22 protein-coding genes are annotated in these 19523 nt (G+C 54.8%); 3 read left to right on the top strand and 19 right to left on the bottom strand.

What is annotated here, in order from left to right; translation table 11 throughout:
* Positions 1–10: 10 nt before the first annotated feature.
* Positions 11–886: an SDR family oxidoreductase gene (locus EI185_RS03540; protein ID WP_124703739.1), complete on the top strand. Its 876-nt coding sequence runs from the start codon at positions 11–13 to the stop codon at positions 884–886.
* A 30-nt stretch (positions 887–916) separates the two neighbouring features.
* Here the strand turns inward: EI185_RS03540 and mscL are convergent, their stop codons facing one another.
* From mscL to rpmH, 19 genes are all read right to left on the bottom strand, one after another.
* On the bottom strand, positions 917–1330 hold the full coding sequence (mscL, locus tag EI185_RS03535; protein ID WP_124703738.1) for a large conductance mechanosensitive channel protein MscL: 414 nt from the start codon (positions 1328–1330) through the stop codon (positions 917–919).
* Between the two features lie 163 nt (positions 1331–1493).
* Positions 1494–1916: a F0F1 ATP synthase subunit epsilon gene (locus tag EI185_RS03530; protein ID WP_124703737.1), complete on the bottom strand. Its 423-nt coding sequence runs from the start codon at positions 1914–1916 to the stop codon at positions 1494–1496.
* Between the two features lie 63 nt (positions 1917–1979).
* Positions 1980–3356 (bottom strand): F0F1 ATP synthase subunit beta, encoded by a 1377-nt coding sequence (gene atpD / locus EI185_RS03525; RefSeq protein ID WP_124703736.1) that lies wholly within the window; start codon positions 3354–3356, stop codon positions 1980–1982.
* A 27-nt stretch (positions 3357–3383) separates the two neighbouring features.
* The gene (atpG, locus tag EI185_RS03520; RefSeq protein ID WP_124703735.1) at positions 3384–4247 is read right to left on the bottom strand and encodes a F0F1 ATP synthase subunit gamma; all 864 of its coding nucleotides are present in this window, start codon (positions 4245–4247) and stop codon (positions 3384–3386) included.
* Positions 4248–4260: 13 nt separating this feature from the next.
* Positions 4261–5802 (bottom strand): F0F1 ATP synthase subunit alpha, encoded by a 1542-nt coding sequence (atpA, locus tag EI185_RS03515; RefSeq protein ID WP_124703734.1) that lies wholly within the window; start codon positions 5800–5802, stop codon positions 4261–4263.
* A 22-nt stretch (positions 5803–5824) separates the two neighbouring features.
* Positions 5825–6361, bottom strand: a complete 537-nt coding sequence (locus tag EI185_RS03510; RefSeq protein ID WP_124703733.1) for a F0F1 ATP synthase subunit delta — start codon at positions 6359–6361, stop codon at positions 5825–5827.
* A 2-nt stretch (positions 6362–6363) separates the two neighbouring features.
* Positions 6364–6834 carry a F0F1 ATP synthase subunit B gene (locus EI185_RS03505; protein WP_124703732.1) on the bottom strand — a complete coding sequence of 157 codons (471 nt, stop codon included), beginning with the start codon at positions 6832–6834 and terminating at the stop codon, positions 6364–6366.
* Between the two features lie 30 nt (positions 6835–6864).
* Entirely contained in the window at positions 6865–7104 is a 240-nt protein-coding gene (atpE, locus tag EI185_RS03500; protein ID WP_124703731.1) for a F0F1 ATP synthase subunit C, read from the bottom strand.
* A 48-nt stretch (positions 7105–7152) separates the two neighbouring features.
* On the bottom strand, positions 7153–7998 hold the full coding sequence (atpB, locus tag EI185_RS03495) for a F0F1 ATP synthase subunit A (RefSeq protein WP_124703730.1): 846 nt from the start codon (positions 7996–7998) through the stop codon (positions 7153–7155).
* A 23-nt stretch (positions 7999–8021) separates the two neighbouring features.
* Positions 8022–8423, bottom strand: coding sequence for an ATP synthase subunit I (locus EI185_RS03490; RefSeq protein WP_124703729.1), 402 nt, complete (start codon positions 8421–8423; stop codon positions 8022–8024).
* A 159-nt stretch (positions 8424–8582) separates the two neighbouring features.
* A complete protein-coding gene (locus tag EI185_RS03485) occupies positions 8583–9419 on the bottom strand; it encodes a ParB/RepB/Spo0J family partition protein (RefSeq protein WP_124703728.1) in 837 nt (278 codons plus the stop codon).
* Positions 9420–9450: 31 nt separating this feature from the next.
* Positions 9451–10224, bottom strand: coding sequence for a ParA family protein (locus EI185_RS03480; RefSeq protein ID WP_124703727.1), 774 nt, complete (start codon positions 10222–10224; stop codon positions 9451–9453).
* A complete protein-coding gene (gene rsmG, locus EI185_RS03475) occupies positions 10224–10847 on the bottom strand; it encodes a 16S rRNA (guanine(527)-N(7))-methyltransferase RsmG (protein WP_124703726.1) in 624 nt (207 codons plus the stop codon). The genes EI185_RS03480 and rsmG overlap by 1 nt, the downstream gene beginning before the upstream one ends.
* The gene (gene mnmG / locus EI185_RS03470; RefSeq protein ID WP_124703725.1) at positions 10844–12742 is read right to left on the bottom strand and encodes a tRNA uridine-5-carboxymethylaminomethyl(34) synthesis enzyme MnmG; all 1899 of its coding nucleotides are present in this window, start codon (positions 12740–12742) and stop codon (positions 10844–10846) included. Before mnmG ends, rsmG begins: the two co-directional genes overlap by 4 nt.
* A gap of 237 nt (positions 12743–12979) precedes the next feature.
* Positions 12980–14314: a tRNA uridine-5-carboxymethylaminomethyl(34) synthesis GTPase MnmE gene (mnmE, locus tag EI185_RS03465; RefSeq protein WP_124703724.1), complete on the bottom strand. Its 1335-nt coding sequence runs from the start codon at positions 14312–14314 to the stop codon at positions 12980–12982.
* Positions 14298–15950 (bottom strand): membrane protein insertase YidC, encoded by a 1653-nt coding sequence (gene yidC / locus EI185_RS03460; protein WP_124703723.1) that lies wholly within the window; start codon positions 15948–15950, stop codon positions 14298–14300. The genes mnmE and yidC overlap by 17 nt, the downstream gene beginning before the upstream one ends.
* Positions 15951–15965: 15 nt before the next feature.
* Positions 15966–16175: a membrane protein insertion efficiency factor YidD gene (gene yidD, locus EI185_RS03455; RefSeq protein ID WP_124703722.1), complete on the bottom strand. Its 210-nt coding sequence runs from the start codon at positions 16173–16175 to the stop codon at positions 15966–15968.
* Entirely contained in the window at positions 16160–16612 is a 453-nt protein-coding gene (gene rnpA, locus EI185_RS03450) for a ribonuclease P protein component (RefSeq protein ID WP_124703721.1), read from the bottom strand. The genes yidD and rnpA overlap by 16 nt, the downstream gene beginning before the upstream one ends.
* Positions 16554–16688 (bottom strand): 50S ribosomal protein L34, encoded by a 135-nt coding sequence (rpmH, locus tag EI185_RS03445; RefSeq protein WP_124703720.1) that lies wholly within the window; start codon positions 16686–16688, stop codon positions 16554–16556. The genes rnpA and rpmH overlap by 59 nt, the downstream gene beginning before the upstream one ends.
* Positions 16689–16888: 200 nt before the next feature.
* On the opposite strand from rpmH, the gene dnaA reads away from it, so the two are divergent.
* Together dnaA and dnaN are read left to right on the top strand one after the other, a co-directional pair.
* Positions 16889–18220, top strand: a complete 1332-nt coding sequence (gene dnaA, locus EI185_RS03440; protein WP_124703719.1) for a chromosomal replication initiator protein DnaA — start codon at positions 16889–16891, stop codon at positions 18218–18220.
* A 190-nt stretch (positions 18221–18410) separates the two neighbouring features.
* On the top strand, positions 18411–19517 hold the full coding sequence (gene dnaN / locus EI185_RS03435; RefSeq protein WP_124703718.1) for a DNA polymerase III subunit beta: 1107 nt from the start codon (positions 18411–18413) through the stop codon (positions 19515–19517).
* Positions 19518–19523: the final 6 nt, after the last annotated feature.

Here is a 19523-nt window from a genome sequence, read left to right as displayed (position 1 = left end):
AAATACGCTAATGGCAAATATACTGATCATCGGCTGCGGCGATGTGGGCTTGCGCACCGCACGATTGCTGGCGCCCCAGCACCGGCTGTACGCGCTGGCGCGAACGCCGCAATCGGCGCAGCACCTGCGTGAAGCGGGCATTACCCCTATCCCCGGCGATCTCGACGATCGTGCCAGCCTGACGCGTCTGGCGGGTATCGCGGACTGGGTGCTGCACTTCGCCCCGCCGCCCGCACACGGCGTGCACGATATGCGCACGCGCAAGCTGTTGTCGATGCTGGGGAAAAGCCGAATTTTACCACGCCGACTGGTGTACATCAGCACCAGCGGTGTATATGGCGACTGCGCTGGGGCATTGATTGACGAGACGCGCCCACCCCGTCCGCAAAATGTGCGTGCGCGACGGCGCCTTGATGCCGAGCAGCAGGTGCGCCGCTGGGGACGACGCAATGGGGTAGCCACCAGCATTCTGCGGGTACCGGGAATCTATGCTGGCGGGCGACTACCGATCGAACGCCTGCAACGCGGCACACCCGTGCTGTGTGCCGAAGACGATGTATTCACTAACCACATCCATGCCGATGACCTGGCACAGATTGCGGTTCACGCATTATTTCGAGCACGCGCCGGGCGTGTCTTTCATGCCAGCGATGATAGCCAGCTGTGTATGGGGGATTATTTCGTACGGGTAGCGGCGGCCTTCGACCTGCCTGCGCCGCCACGTGTCACCCGCGCCGAGGCCGAGTCCACACTGCCCGCGCAACTGCTGTCTTTCATGCGCGAATCCCGGCGTATGGCGAACAGGCGTATCAAGTCCGAGCTGAACGTCCACCTGGCTTACCCGGATATTGACGCCTTCCTAAAAACACAACGCCCCGCCGGTTAAACCGGGCGGGGCGTTACTGGATGTTACCGTTTATTTTTGCAGACTGTCACGGATTTCGCGCAGCAATAATATCTCCTCTGGAGGAGCTGCTGGCGCGGCAGGCGGTGCCGCTTTTTGCAATTTGCTCATCGCCTTGATTGCTACAAAAATAGCCAGCGCAATGATGACGAAATTGACGACAGCATTGATAAATAATCCGTATTTAATCAGTGGAGCGCCTGCTTTTTCTGCCAGTTCCAGGGTGGTGTATGCGGTATTGCCCAAGTTGATGTAGAGCTCCTTGAAGTCTACGCCGCCGACCAATTGGCCGATGATCGGCATGACAATATCTTTGACCAACGATTCCACTATCTTGCCGAAGGCGCCGCCAATAATGACAGCAACCGCCAAATCAACCACATTGCCTTTCATGGCAAATGCTTTGAACTCGTTGATAAAACTCATAGTCATCCCCCCTCGTTTAATTATTTTGGTGACCTATCGGATTCCTGCCAGTAATCCTAGCAGTATTTTGCTCATTGTGTGAAATTTCAGGTCCATCATGTACTTCCTGAATAAACAAAAAGGCAACCCGCAGGTTGCCTTTTTGTCCGCATTAACGCACGTATCAACTATGCTTGCGCAATTTCTGGATAGCCGCAATCTGCGCAACCGCTTCGGCCAACTCTACCTGTGCCTTGGCGTAATCCATTTCCGAAGCGCGGTTACGCATGGCTTCTTCAGCATGGCGCTTGGCTTCCAGCGCTTTGGCCTCATCCAGATCGTGGCCGCGAATAGCGGTATCGGACAGGATGGTCACCACGTTAGGCTGCACTTCCAGCATACCGCCGGAAACATAAATAACTTCTTCCTCTGCAACGTCAGGCTTTTTGATGCGCACCGTTCCGGGCTTGATGCGTGTCAGCATCTGGGTATGTCGTGGGTAAATCCCCACTTCACCCATTTCTGCCGGTACCACCACGTATTCCGCGGTGCCGGAGAACAATTCAGCTTCTGCGCTGACGATGTCTACATGAATGGTCATGGCCATAAATCTCGCTTCCCTGTGTTCGCTCATCCGGCGCAGACGATGCCTGCGCCGTGGCCGGTATTACTAGATGGTCTTGGCTTTCTCGACCGCCTCTTCAATGGTACCAACCATATAGAACGCCTGCTCGGGCAGGTGATCGTATTCACCGTTGACAATGGCCTTGAAGCCGCTGATGGTGTCTTTCAGCGACACATACTTGCCGGGTGCCCCGGTAAACACTTCAGCCACGAAAAACGGCTGCGACAGGAAACGCTGGATCTTGCGCGCACGCGCCACGGCCAGCTTGTCTTCGGGGGCCAGCTCGTCCATACCCAGAATCGCGATAATGTCGCGCAATTCTTTGTAACGCTGCAGCACCGACTGCACGCCGCGCGCTACGCTGTAGTGCTCTTCACCCACCACCAGCGGGTCCAGCTGGCGCGAGGTGGAGTCGAGCGGATCCACGGCCGGGTAGATACCCAGTTCGGCAACCTGGCGCGACAACACGACGGTGGCATCGAGGTGGGCGAAGGTGGTCGCCGGCGACGGGTCGGTCAGGTCGTCCGCCGGCACGTACACCGCCTGGATCGAGGTGATGGAACCCTTCTTGGTGGAGGTGATGCGCTCCTGCAGGCGACCCATTTCTTCCGCCAGAGTGGGCTGATAACCCACCGCAGACGGCATACGGCCCAGCAGTGCGGATACTTCGGTACCGGCCAGGGTGTAGCGGTAGATGTTGTCGACGAACAGCAGCACGTCGCGGCCTTCGTCACGGAAGTATTCGGCCATGGTCAGGCCGGTCAGGGCGACGCGCAGACGGTTACCAGGCGGCTCGTTCATCTGGCCGTAGACCAGTGCTACCTTGTCCAGCACGCCGCCGTCTTTCATCTCGTGGTAGAAGTCGTTACCTTCTCGGGTGCGCTCGCCCACGCCGGCGAACACCGAGTAACCGCTGTGCTCCACCGCGATGTTGCGGATCAGCTCCATCATGTTCACGGTCTTGCCCACGCCGGCGCCGCCGAACAGGCCGACCTTGCCGCCTTTGGCGAACGGGCAGATCAGGTCGATCACCTTGATACCGGTTTCCAACAGCTCGTTGGATGCGGCCAGCTCGTCGAAAGCCGGTGCCTTGCGATGGATGCCCCAACTGGTTTCGTTGCCGATCGGACCCATGTCGTCGATGGGGTTGCCCAGCACGTCCATGATGCGGCCCAGGGTTTTAATCCCGACCGGCACCGAAATTGCGGCGCCGGTACCGCTCACCAGCATACCGCGGCGCAGGCCGTCGGTAGTACCCATGGCGATGGCGCGCACGATGCCGTCACCCAGCTGTTGCTGGACTTCCAGCGTCAGCTCGGGGGTGTCCATTTTCAGTGCGTCATAGACCTTGGGCAAGCTGTCGCGCGGGAATTCCACGTCAACCACCGGGCCAATGATTTGTACGATTTTGCCTTGACTCATCGTCGTTCCTTGAAATAACAAAATTGCTTAAACGGCCGCGGCACCAGCCACGATCTCGGAGAGTTCTTTGGTGATCGCGGCCTGACGGGTCTTGTTGTAGACCAGCTTGAGCTCTTCGATCACGTTTTTGGCGTTGTCTGAGGCGGCCTTCATCGCCACCATGCGCGCACTTTGCTCGCTCGCCATGTTTTCAGCCACCGCCTGATAAATCAGCGCCTCAATGTAACGCGTCAACAGGCCATCCACTACCGATTTGGCATCCGGTTCATAGATGTAGTCCCAGTGGTGCACCGGCTTGTCACTTGGTTCGGCAGCCAGCGGCAACAACTGGGTAAGCGTCGGTTCCTGTTTCATGGTGTTGACGAAGCGGTTGTACACCACATAAAGGGCATCAATCCTGCCTTCCATGTAGGCATCCAGCATCACCTTGACCGGGCCGATCAGCCGTTCCATATGCGGCGTATCGCCCAGCGCAATCATGTGTGACACCACGTTGGCCCCGGTACGCTGCATGAAGCCCAACCCCTTGTTGCCAATTGCGGTGACATCCACACCCAGCTTGGCCACATCCCACTGCTTCATCTTGTTCACTACCAGACGCAGCACGTTGGTGTTGAGGCCGCCGCACAGGCCTTTGTCGGTGGTGACCACGATCAGGCCGACGCGCTTTTCGTTCTCGCGCTTGACCACGAACGGGTGCTTATACTCCGGGTTGGCTTGGGACAGGTGGGCAGCCACGTTGCCGATTTTCTCGGCGTACGGGCGCGCAGCGCGCATGCGTTCCTGAGCCTTGCGCATTTTTGCAGCCGCCACCATTTCCATGGCGCGGGTGATCTTGCGCGTGTTTTCCACGCTCTTGATCTTGGTGCGTATCTCTTTTCCGGCAGCCATGATTGCTTCCCGATCAGTAGACGGCGGAGGACTTGAATGCCTCGATAGCCTTGGTCAACGCCGCTTCCGTGTCGGCTGTCATGTCGCCGCTGCTCTGGATTTTTTCCAGCAGGTCGCCATGCTTGCCTTTGACGTAGGAGGCCAGCGCAGCTTCAAATGCCAGCGTTTTCTTCACGTCCACGTCATCCATGTAGCCTTTGTTCACGGCAAACAGGGTGAGCGCCATTTCTGCAACGTTCATCGGCGCGTACTGGTTCTGCTTCATCAGCTCGGTCACCAGCTTGCCGCGTTCCAGTTGTTTGCGAGTCGCTTCATCAAGGTCCGATGCGAACTGTGCGAACGCCGCAAGTTCGCGGTATTGGGCCAGCGCCAGGCGCGTACCGCCGCCCAGCTTCTTGATCACCTTGGTCTGCGCGGCGCCACCGACGCGTGACACCGACAGGCCGGCGTTAATTGCAGGACGGATACCGGCGTTGAACAGGTCGGTTTCCAGGAAGATCTGGCCGTCGGTAATCGAGATCACGTTGGTCGGCACGAACGCGGACACGTCGCCGGCTTGCGTCTCGATCACCGGCAATGCGGTCAGCGAACCGGTTTTGCCTTTGACGGCGCCGCCGGTGGCTTTTTCCACATAATCGGCGTTGACGCGTGCGGCGCGTTCCAGCAGGCGCGAGTGCAGGTAGAACACGTCGCCGGGGTACGCCTCACGACCTGGCGGACGGCGCAGCAACAGGGAAATCTGGCGGTACGCCCAGGCTTGCTTGGTCAGGTCGTCATATACGATCAGCGCATCTTCGCCGCGATCGCGGAAGTATTCGCCCATGGTGCAGCCCGCATAGGGCGCAATGTATTGCATCGCAGCAGAGTCGGAAGCCGTCGCCGCGACGACGATGGTGTGACCCATGGCGCCGTGCTCTTCCAGCTTGCGCACGACGTTGGCAACCGATGACGCCTTTTGTCCCACGGCGACATAAATACAGGTTACGCCGGTGCCTTTCTGGTTGATGATGGCATCCACCGCGACGGCTGTTTTGCCGGTCTGGCGGTCGCCGATGATCAGTTCGCGCTGACCACGCCCGATGGGCACCATCGCGTCGACCGATTTCAGACCGGTTTGCAGCGGCTGGGTCACCGATTGACGCGCAATCACGCCGGGCGCGATTTTTTCGATGGAAGCACTGAGCTTGGTATTGATCGGGCCTTTGCCGTCGATTGGCTGGCCCAGTGAATTCACTACGCGCCCGATCAGCTCGGGGCCGATGGGCACTTCCAGAATACGGCCGGTGCACTTGACCGTGTCGCCTTCTGTAATGTGTTCGTATTCACCCAGCACCACGGCACCAACGGAGTCGCGCTCCAGGTTCAGTGCCATGCCGAAGGTGTTGCCGGGAAATTCCAGCATCTCGCCCTGCATCACGTCGGACAAACCGTGAACGCGGACGATACCGTCTGTAACTGAAACGACGGTGCCCTGGGTACGCAGCTCGGAAGCTGTAGCCAGGTTCTGGATTTTGCTCTTGATGAGATCGCTGATCTCGGTGGGATTGAGTTGCATTGTGGCTCCTAGACGGAATCTCTTAACGTGTTAGCGCGTATGCCATGCCTTGCAGCTTGCCGCGTACCGAAGCGTCATACACTTCGTCACCCACGGCAACAACAACGCCGCCAATGAGCGCGGGGTCAACATTTACGCTGGCGTTGATCTTGCACTTGAAACGGCTCTCCAGGCGGGCAGACAATTCGGCTAACTGGGTTTCGCTCATGGCAAACGCGCTGGTGACTGTCGCATCCAGCACGCCTCCCTCGCTGGCTTTAAGCGCCTCAAACTGGGCAACGACTTCGGGCAACACACTGATGCGGCCATTGTCGACCAGCAACCGGATAAAATTGCCGGCTTCTGCTCCCAGCCTGTCTCCACACACAGCGAGAAATAGCCCGCTGAACTGCTCTGCGCTGACTTTGGGGTCGGCTGCCAAGCGGCTCATTTCAGGATCTGTGGCCACTGCGCTGGCCAGTGCCATTTGTTCGGACCAGGCGTCCAGCGCGCCAGCCTGTTTGGCCAGACTGAAAACAGCTTCAGCATAAGGACGTGCGATGGTTGCGATTTCAGCCATGGCTACAGCTCGTTCTTGATTGCATCGAGCAAATCGGCGTGGGCTTTGGCGTCGATTTCACGGCGCAGGATTTTCTCTGCGCCGGCAACTGCCAGCCCCGCCACTTGTCCGCGCAACGCTTCTTTGGCGCGCACGGTTTCTTGCGCGATGCTGGCTTGTGCGCCAGCAATCATACGGTCAGCCTCAAGCTTGGCTGCGCCTTTGGCTTCTTCGACCAACTGTGCTGCACGCTTGTCTGCCTGGGCAATAATTTCTGCCGCTTTTTGCTTGGCTTCATGCAGGTTTTCGACAGCGCGTTTGGAGGCCAGCTCCAGCTCGTGCTTGCCGCGTTCACCTGCAGCAAGCCCGTCGGCAATCTGTTTCCTGCGCTCGGCCAACGCATTCATGATAGGCGGCCACACAAATTTCATGCAAAACCATACAAACACGAAAAATGTGATGGATTGCCCGATCAGGGTAGCATTGATATTCATGCCAGAACCTTTCTACGGTTAGTATCCAGCTTAGCCAGCCACTGCAAACAGCACATACATGGCCAGACCAACAGCGATCATCGGCACCGCGTCAACCAGACCCATGACGATGAAGAACTGGGTGCGCAACATGGGGATCAGTTCGGGCTGACGGGCAGCACCTTCCAGGAAACGGCCGCCCAGAATACCGATGCCGATCGAGGCACCCAGAGCGCCCAGGCCCATCATCAGGGCACCGGCGATGTACAGCACTGCGTGGATCATGTCCATTTGTTACTCCTCCGACTAAAGTTAAAGTGATTAAAGCGAAACTGGTGATTAATGGTGCTCTTGATGCGCCATGTCCAGATAGACGATGGTCAACGTCATGAAAATGAATGCCTGCAAGGTAACAATCAGGATGTGGAACACGGCCCAACCCCACTGTAGCGCGCCACCGAACAGGCCGATGCCGAGCCCGCCTCCAAACATCAGCGCGATTAGAATAAAGATCATCTCGCCTGCATACATATTGCCGAATAACCGCAACGCCAGTGACACCGGCTTGGCGATCAGGTTGACGCCCTCGAGGAAAATATTGGCAGGCAGCCCCAGCTTGCCGAAGGGCTGCAGGGTCAACTCGCCCACAAAACCACCCACGCCCTTCATCTTGATGCTGTAGTAGATCACCAGGAAAAACACCGCGATGGCCATGCCGAATGTCGCATTGGGATCGGTACTGGGCACCACCTTGAAAAACGGCAAGCCCGCAAGATGTGCAAGCTGCGGCACCCAGTCGACCGGTATCAAATCCATCAGATTCATTAACAGAATCCAGACGAAAATGGTTAATGCCAGGGGTGCCACCAGCGGGTTTTTGCCCGAGAAGGAGCCGCGTACACTGGTGTCGATGAATTCAACTATCCATTCGACAAAATTCTGCAAACCATCCGGCACACCTTTGCTGGCACACTTCGCCACCAGCCGGAACAGGAACAGGAAGAACACACCCAGCACCAGCGATACGCCCAGCGTATCCAGATTGAACGCCCAAAACCCCATGGCTTTGGCTTCCTGCGCGCTGTGTGCCAGGTGCCAGTGCTCTTCGCCAGGCAACTTGCCATACGTCAGGTTCTGCAGGTGATGCTTGATATATTCCGAAGAAGTGAGTGCTTCAGTCGACATAGCGCTACTCTAAAAATTAATCTTCAATGTGTCCGTCCTAGTCTGATCGTAACGCCGACCAGCCAGGCCAGTTGTCCCAGCACGAATCCTGCAATCATGACCGGAGGGTCAAGCTTCAGAACACCCATGCCGAGTGCTAAAAAAAACACTACCAATGCAAATCGTTCCAGGCCGGTGCGATACAGCATGCGCAAATCCTGCTGCGCATCCGTGTCAACACGCCGTTCCGCGCCCCGCATGCGCCAAGCCAGCAAGCCGCTGTTTGCCAATGCAACCAAACCGCCGGACGCCACAGCCATGGCGCTTGCTTGTCCGTACACCAAGTAAACCAGTATCGCTGCCACCAGCAGCACCCCGCCTTGCACCAGCAAGGCCAGGCGAATGTCAGAATCAGGCTTTTGGTGTTGCGGAATTATTGTGCGCATTCAAGCCACAGGTAAGCATGCCAACCTGTAAATAGACGCGGATGATACCTTAATTAGCATACCTAATGCAACGATTAGGTGGTTTGATGTTGTGGCGAAGAAGTATGTTGCATATTTACAAATCGTCTACAAATTTTCCTGTCGCCCAGGCGCGGTTGGCTAGAGCTTGCTGAGTATGCCTTCCAGCTGTTCATGGCTGGCGTATTCTATTGTCAGCTTGCCTGCACCGCCCTTGCGCGACTGGATATTGACTCGCGTACCCAGACGATCCGACAAATTTTCTTCGAGACGCTGGATGTCCCGGTCTATTTTCTTGATGGCCGTGATGGGCGGATTGAGCAATTGTCCTACCAGGCGTTCCGTTTCTCGTACCGAGAGTTGCTTTTGCACAATCATGTGCGCGGCTTCATTCTGCTTGGGGTGAGTAAGCGCCAATAATGCCCGTGCATGCCCCATATCCAGTTGCTGCTCCAGCACCATGGCCTGAACCGGTTTGGCCAAATTGAGCAAACGCAGCAGGTTGGTTACTGCGCTACGCGAGCGCCCTACCGCTTCTGCCGCGGCCTGGTGGGTCATATTGAACTCATCGATCAGACGCTGAATGCCTGTAGCCTCCTCCATCGGATTAAGGTCTTCGCGCTGGATATTTTCTATCAATGCCATCGCCAGCGCGGCTTCGTCCGGTACCACCTTCACGACCACTGGCACCGTGCTCATGCCGGCCAATTGCGCCGCACGCCACCGCCGTTCGCCCGCAATGATTTCATAACGCTCTGCACCCACTGCCCGTACCAGAATCGGCTGCATCAGACCCTGGGACTTGATCGAGTCCGCCAGCTCGCGTAACGAAGCCTCGTCCATTCTAGTGCGCGGCTGATACTTTCCTGGCTGCAGTTGGGTTACCGTCAAATTGCGCAACTCGCCCGGCAGAGCCGGGGCATCTTCCCCTCCCAGCAGCGCATCCAGCCCGCGTCCTAAGCCTTTTAATCTCGCCATTTATTCAACCCCATCTCAAGTTAGTGTGCGCTTACTTAGTCTCAAGGCTGCGCTGCAGCATTTCTTCTGCAAGATTTTGGTACGCTAGCGCGCCCTTGGAATTGCGGTCATACGATAATACCGGGCAGCCATGGCTGGGCGCTTCCGCCAACCGGATGTTGCGCGGGATCACTGTATCGTAAACCTTGCCCCCAAAATGCTGTTTGAGCTGATCAGAAACCTGTTGGGCAAGGGTGTTGCGCGGATCGAACATGGTGCGCAGTAAACCCTCTATTTCCAGCTGCGGATTCAGGCTGGCGCGTACTTTTTTAATCGTATTGACCAGATCGGACAGCCCTTCCAGAGCATAATATTCACACTGCATGGGAATCATCACTGCATCAGCGGCAGTCAGCCCATTCACGGTAAGCAGGTTAAGTGCCGGCGGGCAATCTATCAATATATAGTCATATTCCGCCACCACCGTGGACAGCGCTTTTTTAAGCCGGGTTTCGCGGTGTGGCTGATCAACCAGCTCTACCTCCGCCCCCGCCAGTTCGCGGTTGGCCGGCAGCAAGTCAAACTTGCCGCTTTCCGAATGCTGGCGCACTTCCGGCAACGACGCCAGCTCCAGCAGTACATGGTATACGGTATGCCGCAAGCTGCGCTTATCCACGCCGCTGCCCATGGTGGCGTTGCCCTGCGGATCAAGGTCTATCAGCAAGACGCGTTGCCCCAGGGCGGCCAGGCTTGCCGCCAGATTTACCGCCGAGGTGGTTTTTCCGACACCGCCTTTTTGATTGGTTATTGCCAGAATTTTTGCCATTACACCGCTTTCAGGATAATCAGATGACGTTGCGCACCCAGCCCGGGGACGGTCAATGGCACGACCCGCTCCACTTCGACTCCGGCCGGCAATTGCGCCAGTTCCTCGTCCGGGCACACCCCCTTCATGGCATACCAGCGCCCGTTCGTAGCCAACAAGTGGCATGTACACGCAATGAAATCCGCAATCTCGGAGAATGCCCTGGAGATCACGCCATCAAATTTTTGCTCCAGACGGATATCTTCCACACGCCCTGGGGCCACGCGTACGTTGCTCAAACCCAGCTCTATTACCGCCTGTTGCTGAAAGCTGGATTTTTTGTGGTTGCTGTCAGACAGCGTGATTTCCCAGTCTGGGCGAGCAATTGCCAAGGGAATTCCGGGCAAACCCGCGCCACTCCCTACATCCAGCAAGCGATCTGCGCAAAGGTGTGGCAACACGGCAAGACTGTCCAGCAAATGGTGGGTCAGCATTTTTTGAGGATCGCGTAACGCCGTCAGATTATGCACACGGTTCCATTTCTGGATCAGGCTCAAGTACTGCATCAGCCAGGATAACTGCTTTTCGTCCAGCGCCAACCCTAGCGAACGCGCGCCCGTTTCCAGTTGCTGATACGGGGTCATGCGTAATTTTTATGTTTTATGGAGGCGCCGGTCCGCTTCAAGTGCACCAGCAATACAGAAACCGCCGCAGGGGTTATCCCGGAAATACGTGAGGCATGTCCTATGGTTTCGGGCTTGTGGCGATTCAGCTTTTGCTGTGCCTCGACCGACAAACCGTGCACCGTGCTGTAATCCAGATCGGGAGGCAATGGCCGCCCCTCCAAGGCACGACCACGCTCGATCTCGTCATGCTGGCGTTCAATATAGCCCTGATATTTGGCCTGGATTTCTACTTGTTCAATCACTTGCGGGTCATTTGTAACCGCGCTCGTGTCGGACAAGCTTAATATTCCTGCATAGTCCACATCCGGGCGACGCAATAACTCATAGAGACTGTATTCATGTTCTATCGGCTTGCCGAGCACACGCAGCGCATCTGCCTCGGCCAACGTTTCCGGGCGCACCCACACGCTGCGCAGGCGCGCCAGTTCGGCCTCAATGGCGTCGCGCTTGCGCATGAATGCGTCCCAGCGCAAATCATCAACCACACCCAGCCTGCGCCCCGCCTCCGTCAAGCGCAGGTCGGCATTGTCTTCGCGCAGAGACAAACGATATTCCGCGCGGCTGGTAAACATCCGGTACGGCTCGGTGACACCCCGGGTGATCAGGTCATCCACCAACACACCCAGATAAGCTTCGTTGCGCTGCGGGCACCACGCCGTGCGCTCCTGTACGTACAATCCGGCATTGATACCGGCCAGCAAGCCCTGCGCGGCAGCCTCTTCGTAACCTGTCGTGCCATTGATCTGCCCGGCAAAAAACAAGCCTTGAATAGCCCTGGTTTCGAGAGAGCTTTTCAGTCCGGTTGGATCGAAATAATCATATTCAATGGCATACCCTGGTCGCGTCACATGCGCTTTTTCGAAGCCCTTGATCGAACGCACCAACGCCATTTGCACATCGAACGGCAAACTGGTCGAAATGCCGTTCGGATATACCTCATGGGTCGTCAAGCCTTCCGGCTCAACGAATATCTGGTGCGATAGCTTTTCCGCAAATCGCACCACCTTGTCTTCAATAGACGGGCAATAGCGCGGTCCAACCCCGGCAATAACGCCTGTGTATAACGGGGATCGATCCAGCCCGTTGCGAATAATTTCGTGCGTCTCTTCCGAGGTATGAGTAATCCAGCACGGCAATTGGTGCGGATGTTGACTGGCATTGCCCAGAAACGAAAACACTGGCGCCGGGTCGTCGCCGGGCTGTATTTCCATAACCGAATAATCCAGGCTGCGCCCGTCCAGGCGCGGCGGCGTGCCGGTCTTGAGGCGCCCCACCGGCAACTTCAGCTCGCGCAGACGATGCGCCAGGCTGATTGCGGGCGGGTCGCCTGCACGCCCTGCCTGATAATTGGATTGCCCGACATGCACCAAGCCCGCCAGGAACGTTCCCGCCGTCAGCACCACAGCGCGCGCATGAAATATCAGCCCTAACTGGGTTTTTACTCCATCAACGCGATCGCCGGTCACCAGCAAATCGTCCACTGCCTGCTGAAACAGCCACAAATTCTGCTGATTTTCCAAACGCCTACGTATCGCCTGCCGGTACAGCACCCGGTCGGCCTGGGCGCGCGTCGCGCGCACCGCTGGGCCTTTGGATGAATTCAGGATACGGAACTGGATGCCGCTCTCATCCGTCGCTGCTGCCATGGCGCCGCCCAGGGCGTCCACCTCTTTTACCAAATGACCCTTACCGATACCGCCGATTGACGGGTTACACGACATTTGCCCGAGCGTCTCGATATTATGTGTAAGCAGCAGTGTTTTTTGGCCCATGCGCGCCGACGCGAGCGCCGCCTCGGTGCCCGCGTGACCACCACCAATTACAATTACATCGTACCGTTCTGGGAAATTCATGGATTTGTTCTGCTTGACGCAAGTACACAAGACTCGGAATGATACGCCGAACCCGCATAAAGGTTAAGTTTGTTTCACGTGAAACATTGGGGGGTTTGGGTTTTTGAAAGCCTCAGCCAAAAACCGGGCCGCCATATCGAGCCTCGCTGCACAATATTCAGCCGCCCGATGCTAAGCCCTTGGGGGCTCAATGATCGCCCAATGCGGCGCATTATGGTCGGTTCTGGGGATTTCCCCCTATTTTCCGATGCAGAAACGGCTAAAAATTTCTCCCAGCAAATCATCGGCGCTGAATTCTCCGGTTATGGCGGATAGGGCATTCTGTGCCAGCCGCAATTCTTCAGCTAAAAATTCCAGCCTATCGCCAGACTGACTGGCTTGTTCGATATGCCGGGCTGCCTGGGCCAGAGCATCCAGATGTCGATCACGCGCCATAAACAAGCCTTCGCCTTCCGGTTGCCATCCGGCAATTTTAAGGAGCTCTGTGCGCAAAGCTTCCACCCCCTCGCCGGTCTTGGCCGACAGATACAGATCGTTACCCTGCTTGCGGTGGTGTTCCTGGTTAAGATCGATTTTGTTATGAATGGTTAAAAGCGGCAATGTGTTTGGCAGCGCAACGATAATCTCTTGCTCTGCCGCAGTAATGCCGTGTTGTGCGTCCACCAGCAACAAAGCTACGGACGCTTGGCGTATCGCTTCCCAAGTACGTGCTATACCGATGCGTTCGATTTCATCCTCGGTTTCACGCAACCCGGCCGTGTCGATAATATGTAGCGGTACGCCCTGTATCTGTATGGTTTCGCGCACGGTATCCCGCGTCGTGCCGGCGACTGGCGTGACAATCGCCACATCCTGCCCCGCAAGCTGATTGAGCAAACTGGATTTGCCTACATTGGGCTGCCCGATCAAAACCGCCTGAACTCCCTCGCGCAATAAACTGCCCTGGCGTGCTTCCTTGCGGGTTTTTTCCAGTGCGGTTTGTATTGCAGTCAATTTGCCAAAGGCGTCTGCCGCCTTCAAAAAATCGACATCTTCTTCGGGAAAGTCCAGTGTGGCTTCTACTAACATGCGCAAATTGATCAGCGCCTCCACCAATTCATGAATGCGTCGCGAAAACTCTCCGGTCAACGAACGCAAGGCACAGCGCGCCGCTTCTGTAGATGCCGCGTCAATCAGATCCGCCACGCTCTCGGCCTGGGCCAAATCAAGCTTGTCGTTTAGATAAGCGCGCCGGGTAAACTCCCCAGCCTGCGCCGGGCGTGCCCCCAATTCGAAACAACGTGACATGATGAGCTGCAATACGGCCGGGCCGCCATGTCCCTGCAACTCGAGAACATCTTCGCCAGTAAATGAATGGGGTGCAGGAAAATACAGGGCAATGCCCTCATCCAGGACATCCCCCTGGTTGCCGCGAAAGCGACATAGCTGGGCTATGCGCGGTCGTGGTTCTTGCCCCAGAATGGCTTTTGCAAGCGGTGCGAGTTGGCTTCCGGAAACACGCACTACGCCTATGCCACCGCGACCGGGCGCGGTGGCAACCGCAGCAATGGTGTCGTTATCCTTGCTTGCCATGGCCGGCTTTGGCGGCCTCGACACGACGGGTGATGTACCACTGCTGGGAAATGGATATCAGGTTATTCACCAGCCAATACAACACCAGTCCTGCAGGGAAGAAGAAGAAAAATATGCTGAACGCCACCGGCATAATCATCATGACCTTGGCCTGAATCGGATCCGGCGGGGTGGGGTTCAGGCGCGTCTGGATCAGCATGGTAATTCCCATGATAATCGGTAGTACATAGTAGGGGTCCGGTGCAGACAGGTCATGTATCCACAACACGAATGGCGCCTGGCGCATTTCCACGCTTCCCAACAGCGTCCAGTACAGTGATATAAATACGGGTATCTGTACCACCACCGGCAGACAGCCGCCGAGCGGATTGATTTTCTCGGTTTTGTACAAGTCCATCATGGCTTGGTGCAGCTTTTGGCGATCATCGCCATACTGCTCCTTGAGCCGTTGCAAACGCGGCGCCAACCCGCGCATCTGCGCCATGGATTTGTAGCTCTTCGCAGAAAGCGGGAAGAACATTATTTTGATCAGTATGGTCAGAATAACGATCGACCAGCCCCAGTTGCCAACATATTGGTGGATCTTCTGCAAGGTCCAGAATATGGGGGCCGCGATAGGCGTAAGCAGGCCGTAATCCACCACATAATCCAGGCCGGGCGCCAAGGCGGTCAAGGTTTTCTGTATCTGAGGGCCTGCGTATAACGGCGTTGAGAAACTCAAACTGGCACCCGGTTGCACACTACCCTCGGGCATGATGACGCCGGCACTGTATAATCCATCGCCGGCCGGCTTGGTGTAGAACTCGCGTTTAGGCCCGTTCTTGGGCAGCCATGCGGAGACGAAGTGGTGCTGAACCATGCCGATCCAGCCGTCATTGGAATAGCGGGGGTAGTCCTGCTCCCCCTTGTCTATTTGTTTGAACTCCACCTTTTTGAATTTACTTTGCTCGGTATATAACGCCGGGCCCGTGTAGGTGTGAATAAAATGTGATTCGCCTTCCGGCGCTTTGCCATCGCGCAGAAGCTGGAAATAGGCATAAACAGGTATGACAAGTTTGCTCGGGTTGGCTATTTGATAACCCACATCGATTTCGTAACTGTCTCGATGAAACGTGTAGGTTTTGGTAACCTTTACGCCCGTGGCAGGGTCAACCCAGGTCATCGGCACCTGGACTTTGTCTTGTCCAGGCGCCAAGGTGTAATTACCCGGGGTCAGCTGGAACAGGGTTTTATGGGTCGGCAAGTCGCTCCCGATCAACCCGGATTGTGCAATGTATTCATGCCCGGGCGTTTGTTCCAGCAACCGCAAAGTCTTGTTTTTGTCTACTGCGTCCTGGTATCTCGTCAAATCCAGACTGCGTAAATCCCCGCCATTTGCGTCTATTTCTGCGCGCAATACATCCGTGGTCACCACCGCCCGGGGACCATTGACCAAGCCGGGTGCCGCCGCAGAGGGTGTTGGCGCCGGCGTCACATGCTGTTGATCCAGGGTCGGCACCGGCGCTACGCTGGCAGTAGTTGCCTGTGTCGGTGCGCTAACCGTAGCCACGGGTTGGTCGTGCTTCTGCCAGTTCTCCCATAACATCAACAAAGAGAAGGAAAATACAACAAACAGAATTAGTCTTTGGGTATCCATTTTGGCTTTGATAGTTTAAGGGACAGGATCATAACCACCCGGATGACGCGGATGGCAACGGGATATTCGGCGCATCGATAACCAAAATCCCTTGGCCACTCCATGCTTGGTGAGCGCCTCGACGGCATACTGGGAACAGGTTGGCGTGAAACGGCAATGCGAGCCTAATAGCGGGCTGATCGCATATTGGTAAATCTTGACCAGGTATATCAGGAGCCGAGACATCGTTTGGATTTATGCAGCAATTGAAGTAATTCTTCGCGTACTAGCAAGACATTGGACCTGTCGAACGGTTTCATGATGCGCACAATAATATCCATGGCCGGGATGTCTTGCTGATTCGTGCGAAAGACTTCGCGTACCGTGCGCTTGGCTAGATTGCGCGCTACGGCCGTACGCAATTCTTTTTTTCCAACAACGATTCCCAAGCGCGCATGGGTCAATTGATTGGGCTTGGCATAAACACGAACAAAATTACCGCTCTGTCCGCAACGGAAATTAAAAACGGATGAATATTCATCCGTTTTCAACAGCCTTGATTGCCTAGGAAAACGCCAATCTTGCCTTTCGGCTATTTCTGCATTATTGGCTATAATTCCGGACTTAAACAGCGAGGCGGGCACGGCCTTTGGCGCGACGAGCGCGGATGACCGCGCGCCCACCTTTGGTTCTCATGCGAACCAGAAAGCCGTGTGTGCGCTTGCGGCGGATTACGGACGGTTGATAAGTACGTTTCATGACAAATCCTAGGTAAAATGATTCTGTAAAACACGTGATTAGACTATTTTATTGCGCCTCCTGTCAACCTGTAATTATCTAGACTACCTGTGGATAAGTTTCCCCCTCGGGGTTAGAATCTGCGTTCAGTGTTTTTCAGGCAAGCGCCCCCGCAAGCACCAAAGCTTCTATGCACCATCAATTACCCCCCATTTATATTTATGAATGAGTTTTGGCAGAGCTGCCTAAACCATCTTGCCGAAGACCTGCCGCCGCAGCAATTCAATACATGGATCAAGCCCCTCAAACCGGCGCTGGACGAGGACTCCTTTCGGCTGCTGGCCCCCAACCGGTTTGTGCTCGACTGGGTAAAGGAAAAGTTTCTGGCTCGAATAGAGGCTTTAGCGCTCGCTTACTTTGGTGAACCTACAGAAATTAATCTCGGTCTTGGTGAGCCGACGTTTTCCATGCCAAGATCTGTGCCTTCCGCAGTCGCTGCGGTAATTGCGCCCAACACGAGCCCACCCGAATCACCCAAACGCCTCAACCCAACGTTCACGTTCGATAGTTTCGTTACTGGAAAGGCTAACCAGCTTGCCCGCGCAGCGGCGATTCAGGTCGCTGAAAATCCCGGTACTGCCTATAACCCGCTATTTATTTATGGCGGGGTGGGTCTTGGTAAAACTCACCTGATCCAGGCCATCGGCAATGTGGTGCATACTTACAACCCCGCTGCCCGTATTAGCTATATCCATGCGGAAAATTATGTATCCGATGTAGTGCGCGCCTATCGGCATAAAACATTTGATGATTTCAAGCGCCATTATCATTCGCTGGATTTGTTGCTGATTGATGATATTCAATTTTTTAGTGGCAAAGGCCGGACGCAGGAAGAGTTTTTCTATGCGTTCAACGCACTCATCGAAGCACGTAAACAGGTCATCATTACCTGTGATACCTATCCCAAGGAAATCGCAGGTATGGAAGATCGCCTGAAATCCAGATTTGGCTGGGGTTTGACTGTTGCTATCGAACCCCCTGAATTGGAAATGCGCGTGGCAATCCTTCTTAAGAAAGCTTTGGCTGAAGGCGTCGTGCTAGAAGAAAATATTGCGTTTTTCATCGCCAAGCAAGTCCGTTCAAATGTGCGCGAATTGGAGGGCGCACTTAAACGCGTGTTTGCCTATGCCAGGTTTTCGGCCCGCGGCATCTCTCTGGATTTGGTGAAAGAGTCACTGAAAGATTTGCTGGCGGTACAAAGTCGTCAGGTTTCCATTGAAAATATCCAGAAAACCGTGGCCGATTTCTACAAAATAAAAGTAGTGGAAATGTATTCCAAAAAACGTACCCGGTCCTTGGTTCGCCCTCGACAGATGGCAATGTCTCTGGCAAAAGAATTGACATCGCTGAGCCTCCCGGACATTGGTGATGCCTTTGGCGGGCGTGATCACACCACGGTTTTGCATGCGTGCCGTAAAATTGTAGAACTCAAAGAACAAGATGCTGCCATGAGCAGGGAATATGCATTGCTGCTACAGGTGTTAACAAGTTAGTGGGCAAGTTGTGCACAAATTGTGAATAAGTCGATAAATATCCTTTTAGGAAAACTTATCCACAATTTGCCTATGCGTCATACTGGGTTTAGCCGCATATTAAATAGTTATCTATCTTATTGATAGAACAACATAAATGTATCTTATACAGAATTTACGCAACCTTTAACTATTACTATTAAGGTTATATATGTTATTACTAGAAGCAGAACGCGATACTTTGCTTTTTCCCCTACAGATAGTGACCGGAGTAGTGGAAAAACGCCATACACTCCCGATACTGTCGAATGTTTTAATTGAAAAAAATGCAGGTGTGTTGGCCATGACGGCCACAGACCTGGAAATCCAGATACGTACCTCGACCCAGGCAATCGCAACGGAAGATAATTTTGCTATTACCGTATCCGCAAAGAAACTTCTGGATATTTGCCGTGCACTTCCCGACAAAGCCAATCTTCGTCTTGAGGTCAATGAAGGACAAATACAAATCAAGGCAGGCAAGAGCCGATTTAATTTGCAAACATTGCCTGCCGTTGATTTTCCGGTAATTGAATCAAACGGAGAAACAGAAAGCCGCGCCAGTCTTCCACAAAAAACACTAAAACACCTGATCTCCAGAGTTCAGTATGCGATGGCACAACAGGATATTCGTTATTATCTGAATGGTATGCTGCTGGTTTTAAATGGAAAAACGATTATGGTGATTGCCACGGACGGCCATCGCTTGAGCTTTGCTTCCGCAGAAATGGAGCAAGAAAGCCCACCCCAGGAGATTATCGTTCCACGCAAAACCGTGCAGGAATTAGGCAAACAGTTAGCGGATAGTGATGATCTGATTCAAATAGAAGTCCGTAAAAACCAGGTCGCATTCAGTTTTGCTCGCATAGAACTGGTTTCCAAAGTAATTGAAGGAAAGTTTCCAGACTACAACCGCGTGATTCCAAACAATCACACGAACGTGCTCAAGGTATCGAGACTGGCGCTATTGCAGGCGTTACAGCGAGTAGCCATTCTCTCCAACGAAAAATTCAGGGGCGTGCGCCTGGTATTAAATCCAAACGAATTGCGCATTATCTGTAATAACAATGAGCAGGAAGAGGCACAAGAAGAGTTGGAGGTAGAATATCAGGGTGCGGCTATAGACATCGGTTTCAATGTTTCCTATTTGCTGGACGCGTTGAATAATTTGTCTTGCGACGCGGTTCAATGCCTGTTTGGAGACGCAAACAGCAGCATGCTGCTGGTACAACCGGACGATGCCAGCTTTAAATATGTCGTAATGCCAATGCGCATTTAATGTTGA

It is taken from the genome of Sulfuriferula multivorans, from assembly GCF_003851125.1.
Taxonomy (GTDB): Bacteria; Pseudomonadota; Gammaproteobacteria; order Burkholderiales; family Sulfuriferulaceae; genus Sulfuriferula; species Sulfuriferula multivorans.
Note: the sequence above shows the minus strand (reverse complement) of the source record. Positions and strands in the feature narration are given on the sequence as shown.